Here is a 1662-nt window from a genome sequence, read left to right as displayed (position 1 = left end):
AAGATTAGAGTTAATTCCTGAGAAGACAATTTTAGAATTGAATTCATTTAGACGTTAAGATATATAAGATTTAACGATGAAGAGTTTGATCCTGGCTCAGGATGAACGCTAGCGGCAGGCCTAACACATGCAAGTCGAGGGGTAACGAGAGTGCTTGCACTTGTCGACGACCGGCGCACGGGTGCGTAACGCGTATACAATCTGCCTATTACTAAGAGATAGCCCAGAGAAATTTGGATTAATATTTTATGGTATCCAAAAGCCGCATGGTTTATGGATTAAAGGTTACGGTAATAGATGAGTATGCGTCCTATTAGCTAGATGGAGAGGTAACGGCTCCCCATGGCGACGATAGGTAGGGGTCCTGAGAGGGAGATCCCCCACACTGGTACTGAGACACGGACCAGACTCCTACGGGAGGCAGCAGTGAGGAATATTGGACAATGGGAGCAATCCTGATCCAGCCATGCCGCGTGCAGGAAGACTGCCCTATGGGTTGTAAACTGCTTTTATACAGGAAGAAAAAGGTGTACGTGTACACTGTTGACGGTACTGTAAGAATAAGGATCGGCTAACTCCGTGCCAGCAGCCGCGGTAATACGGAGGATCCAAGCGTTATCCGGAATCATTGGGTTTAAAGGGTCCGTAGGCGGGATGATAAGTCAGTGGTGAAAGTCTGCAGCTCAACTGTAGAATTGCCATTGATACTGTTGTTCTTGAGTGCTTGTGAAGTGGTTAGAATGAGTAGTGTAGCGGTGAAATGCATAGATATTACTCAGAATACCGATTGCGAAGGCAGATCACTAACAATCCACTGACGCTGATGGACGAAAGCGTAGGTAGCGAACAGGATTAGATACCCTGGTAGTCTACGCCGTAAACGATGGTTACTAGCTGTTTGGACTAATTGAGGTCTGAGTGGCTAAGCGAAAGTGATAAGTAACCCACCTGGGGAGTACGTTCGCAAGAATGAAACTCAAAGGAATTGACGGGGGCCCGCACAAGCGGTGGAGCATGTGGTTTAATTCGATGATACGCGAGGAACCTTACCAGGGCTTAAATGCAGTTTGACAGGGGTGGAAACACCTTTTTCTTCGGACAAATTGCAAGGTGCTGCATGGTTGTCGTCAGCTCGTGCCGTGAGGTGTCAGGTTAAGTCCTATAACGAGCGCAACCCCTTTGGTTAGTTACCAGCATGTAATGATGGGGACTCTAGCCATACTGCCAGTGTAAACTGTGAGGAAGGTGGGGATGACGTCAAATCATCACGGCCCTTACGTCCTGGGCTACACACGTGCTACAATGGTAGGGACAGAGAGCAGCCACTTCGTGAGAAGGAGCGAATCTACAAACCCTATCACAGTTCGGATCGCAGTCTGCAACTCGACTGCGTGAAGCTGGAATCGCTAGTAATCGCATATCAGCCATGATGCGGTGAATACGTTCCCGGGCCTTGTACACACCGCCCGTCAAGCCATGGAAGCTGGGGGTACCTGAAGTCGGTCGCCGCAAGGAGCCGCCTAGGGTAAAACTAGTAACTGGGGCTAAGTCGTAACAAGGTAGCCGTACCGGAAGGTGCGGCTGGAATACCTCCTTTTTTAGAGTATTGCATCTGATAAGATGTAGTAGACGTTTAGAGAAAAGGGAATTAATGAAGCTTTA

General features: G+C 48.3%; 1 rRNA gene. It reads left to right on the top strand.

Features of this window, described 5'->3' with window-relative positions:
- Nucleotides 1-73: 73 nt before the first annotated feature.
- Nucleotides 74-1597: ribosomal RNA gene (locus tag F598_RS0114230) — 16S ribosomal RNA — on the top strand.
- Nucleotides 1598-1662 lie beyond the last annotated feature (65 nt).

The sequence above is a fragment of the Psychroflexus tropicus DSM 15496 genome (assembly GCF_000378765.1).
GTDB lineage: Bacteria > Bacteroidota > Bacteroidia > Flavobacteriales > Flavobacteriaceae > Psychroflexus > Psychroflexus tropicus.
This window is presented reverse-complemented; position numbering and strand designations above follow the sequence as displayed.